At 59.4% G+C, this 4,405-nt stretch carries 2 protein-coding genes; both read right to left on the bottom strand.

What is annotated here, in order from left to right; all coding sequences use genetic code 11:
- The coding region (locus tag D9742_RS22765; protein WP_130238319.1) for a DUF6531 domain-containing protein at nucleotides 1–3,875 on the bottom strand (3,875 nt) is incomplete at its 3' end.
- A gap of 18 nt (nucleotides 3,876–3,893) precedes the next feature.
- The gene (locus tag D9742_RS22760) at nucleotides 3,894–4,346 is read right to left on the bottom strand and encodes a DcrB-related protein (protein ID WP_130238318.1); all 453 of its coding nucleotides are present in this window, start codon (nucleotides 4,344–4,346) and stop codon (nucleotides 3,894–3,896) included.
- Nucleotides 4,347–4,405 lie beyond the last annotated feature (59 nt).

Genomic DNA, 4,405 nt, shown 5'->3' with positions numbered 1-4,405 from the left:
CCGTCCCATAAAAATTTTGTCCGGTTGTACGGTTTTCCGTCAGGGCTGATGTGCTGTTTTTCCGTCCGCCTCCCCAGCGCATCGTACACATACCGGTATGTCCCCCGCGCTGTCGTCACTTCCACCATCCGGTGTTCCGCATCATAACGGTAACTCTGCGTTCCGCTCCGGCCCGCCTTTTCCACCGCACGACCATATTCATCGTAGCGATAATGGTTTCCCCGATATGAGATTATCCGGTTGAACGGCACCACGCTGTTTTCTGCCGTGGCCCTTTCCCCCGCGCGCCTCCCCAGCAGGTTTCCCGCCGCGTCGTACTCCCAGCTCGCCAGATATCCTTCATCCTCCGAGCGGCACGCCGTGATGCGCCCCGTGGTGTCATAGAAGTAATCCGTTTCCCCCCGCCGGCTGTGCCGCGTCTTCAGCAGTTCATCCTCGCCACTGTAGCTGTACTGCCGGTCCGTGAACGTGGCCGGTACCACCCCGCGCATCCCGCTGTATGTCTCCCTGCGCTTCAGTCGCCCGGCGGGGTCGTAAAGCTGCCGTGTGCTCAGTCGCCCCTGACTTCTGAGCACCTCCCGGTGCAGGGCGTCACGTGTGAACTCGCTGATGACCTCACGGTCCAGATTTATCTGCTGGAGATGTCCGCTGCCGTAGTACAGATGGCGCTGTGTCCTGCCGTCCGGAAAGGTGGTGGCAGTCCGGTTGCTGAGTTCATTGTACTGGTGGGTCAGGACGCCCTGCGCCGTCTCCTCGGTCAGCATCCGCCCCAGTCTGTCGTAACTGAAGCGGATAATCTCCGGGGTGTCCGTTTCCCCGGCATCCGAGCGCCGGCGACGGATTTCCAGTAGCCGGTCAGCCGCATCATGGACGTATTCCGTACGGCTATCGGCTGTCTCCTTTGCCGTGAGCCGTCCCGCCGCATCACGCACCAGCCGGTGACGGATTTCACCGCCCCGGTCCCCGGTGAACACCACTTCCGTGACCGCGTTCAGCGCGTTGTAGCGGTACGTCTGGCGGCAGCCGTCCGGGTTTATCTGCTCCGCCAGACGGTCCAGCACGTCATGGCGGAACCGGTAGCTTTCTCCGTTCTCGTTCGTGAGCGTGACCAGACGCCCGTAAGCGTCGTACCCGAACGCCGTCCTGCGTCCCATCGCGTCCGTCCGGCTGCGCACCCGGCCCTGCCCGTCGCGTTGCCAGCGCGTTATCCTCCCCATCGGGCTGGTATACTTCACCAGCCTGCCCGCCGCGTCCGACTGGTAATTCACCGTGCGGCCGTCCGCCAGTATCACCTCCGTCAGGTGACCGCTGTCGTCATACCCGTAGCACGTGCTGTGGCTCAGCGCGTCTGTCATCCGTATCAGCCGCGTGCGTTCGTCGTAGAACCAGGCCGTCTGCGAGCCGGAACAGTCCGTATGCCGCATGAGCTGCCCGTCTTCGTTCCACTGAAGGTATTTATTCCCCCCACGGGCATCGGTTATCTGTACCACCTGGCCGTGGCGGTCATACTGATACCGGGTGTTCTGTTGCAGCGGGTCGGTCACGGTAAGAAGATTACCGCGTTCATCGTACTCACAGCGCCAGCTGTTCCCCGCCGCATCCACTTCTGTTTCCGGTTCGTGCCACACCGGGTGCCACTGTGTCTGTGTCACCCGCCCCAGCGGGTCGTGCGTCTCCGTGATATGCCCCAGGCGGTCATACACATAGCGCCATTTGCCGCCCTGAGCATCGGTCATCCCCAGCAACAGTCGTTCTTCATCGCTCCAGCGGAACGTCATCACCTGCCCGGCTTCGTCCTGGTACGCCGTCACCTGATTCTGCGCGTCCCACTGATGAAAGCGGGTCCGGCCCATCCCGTCTGTCACGCATACCACACGTTCAGCCATCCGCCAGTCCAGACGGTATTGTGCGCCACTGTCGGTATGGTGGCCCGTTACGCGCCAGCCTGCATCATCCGGCCCTTCATACCAGCCCCACTGGTAATAATATCCTTCGCCGCCGGGCTGGCGGTGCAGCGTCATGCAGTGGTTTTCGTCGTAAGCAAACTCACGCAGCAGGTGCCCCGTGCTGTCGTACACGCCGTTCAGGTGGCCGGCCCCGTCATAGCTGTAACGACGAAGCAGTAAAGGTGCAGTATCAGGGAAATGCTGATAAATCTGTGTCACCCGCCGGGGATGCGCCGCCAGTTCGTAATACAGACGGATGCACGGACGCTGCTGTTCGCCACTGATTTCAGTGATGCGTCCCCGGTCGTCGTAGTACAGATTCAGACAGTTGCTGTTACGGTCGCCCAGCATTTTCAGCCGCTGGCGCTGCGGGTTGTGCGGGTCGGCTTCAAACAGAAAAAACTGTCCATCATCGCTGCTGATAAGCCAGTGCCCCTGCTCACCACGCCGGACTGCCAGCCCTTCGCCGGGGCTGTAAAACCCGCTCCCCGGCAGCACGGCTTCCATATCCAGGCGTCGCCCCATGCCCGACACAAAGGTCATGCAGTTTTCGTCCGCGTTACCCGGTGTGCGCACCAGGCTGACTTCATACATCACACTCCAGCCCTGACCAAACATTCCTTCCGTGCGGTCGTCACGACTGCTGTACACGCGCTGCCAGTCCACCGGAAAGTGGCCCGGCAGGCTGAAATCGAAGTCATCGTCATCGGCCAGGTATTTGGCCCCGGTGACGGCATTGACCGGATGCGGAAGGGCGCTGATGGCCTTCTGCGTCAGCATGCTCATTCCGATACTGGCAGCAAAACAGGCGATTTTAGAAAGCATTTTGCCCGGGCGAAGAAACATCAGCGCCACGGTTGCCACCAGGGTTATCTGTGACCTGCCGCTTCTGATATCCCTGACCACCAGTAACGGACCACCAGTGCGGACATCCGGTGATACAAACGCCCCGTCCCCCGGCTCATTCACCACCCTGGCCTCGCAGGTACAGCGTGCTCCGCTGCGTGCCGCCGGCTGGCTGTTGATACGCACATCCCGCGCGCCTTCCGCGATATATTCCGCCGCGGGCGGTTCGTCATCGCCTTTGAACAGATTACTGATACTGCCAATAACCGCATTCACTCCCTGAAAGGCGGTTTCCAGCATACCGAACGGATTTAACAGGTTAAGTGCCGTTCCCAGAGGGTCATCCAGAAAGGCGGCTTTTTTTTGTTCGAGTAACTGAGTCAGTGAGGAGGGATGTTTATGGCAGTCGATTTTATCGTCAGGGGTCGGGGTGGAGCCAGGAGCCGCACTGGCCACGGTGGGCTGCCACAGTTCCGAAACAAAATGTGTCGCGCCGTCCACCATCTCAGAACGCCCCTCTTCCGTGCTGAGCTGGTCGTGCAGCGCCCGGGACATCAGCACAGGCCCTGTCACCGGGTTAACCGCCAGGGCTATTGCCCCCGCCATTTCCAGATATTCCCCGGCGACATCCCGGAACGTTCTGGCGTCCTCCTGACGCTGCGCTTCTTCCTGTTCCGCCTTCGCCTGCGCTTCCTGCGCCTCAATGTCCTGCCGCGATGCCGCAGTGGCCGCTGCCCGCGCGGCAGGTTTGCTGTTAATCAATGTGTCACCAGAGCCGGTGAGGATGTAACCTTCAATCTGAGGCGGGAAAAGCATATCTGCGAGGGCTGAACAGGCTTCGCTGACCTTTTCTGTCACGCCGGTGTACACCATCGCCACACCCACCACAAAACCGGTCAGCACGACGGTCGTGCACCCCATCGTGATCCCCACTGACGCCGCCAGTAACGAGGTTGCGCCGACAATGAGGGCATCAATAACGACATTTGCGGCCACCTCCAGCACCGCCCCCAGCACATCTGCCATAAACGACGTATGCAGCAGGGCATCACCCTGTCTTGCCGCCCAGAATGCCTCTTCCATGTCCCGTTCCCTGTGTGATTAATTCGTCCTGGTTTCCTGCCGTATCCTGAAGCGCAGATTCTTTTTAATTTCAGCCCAGCGCGTCATATCTGCCGGGGTCAGCGGTGTGGTTCTGGCGTAGGTGAAGGCCATCATGACCCGCTCACCCGGCAAGACAAATGCCACCTGACACTGGTACACCTGCTCGTTACCCCGGAGAAACTGGCTCTGTATTTCCAGCCCTTCCCCTGCGTCATTAATCCCCACGCGGGTCACCTGCACGGGCGTGTAGCGCAGTTCCTTTACCTGCTTTTCCAGCTTTTTCATTTGCTGTTCAACCTGAGAGGCTAATTCGTCTCCTTCCTGCATCTGGCCCCGGCTGATAATGAGTGCGGCGTCAGGATCGCTGAGGCGCAGCATATTAATCGTACTGTCCTGAATAATATTCCCGGGAAAAGTTACAACAGTTTCATTGAGATAATACTCCGTCATACTGGTATGAGTCCTTTTTAATAAATGAATTATTTATTGATGGGTTTTTATTTATTTTT

Origin of the sequence: Escherichia sp. E1V33, assembly GCF_004211955.1 — a bacterium.
In the GTDB taxonomy this organism is placed as follows: domain Bacteria; phylum Pseudomonadota; class Gammaproteobacteria; order Enterobacterales; family Enterobacteriaceae; genus Escherichia.
This window is presented reverse-complemented; position numbering and strand designations above follow the sequence as displayed.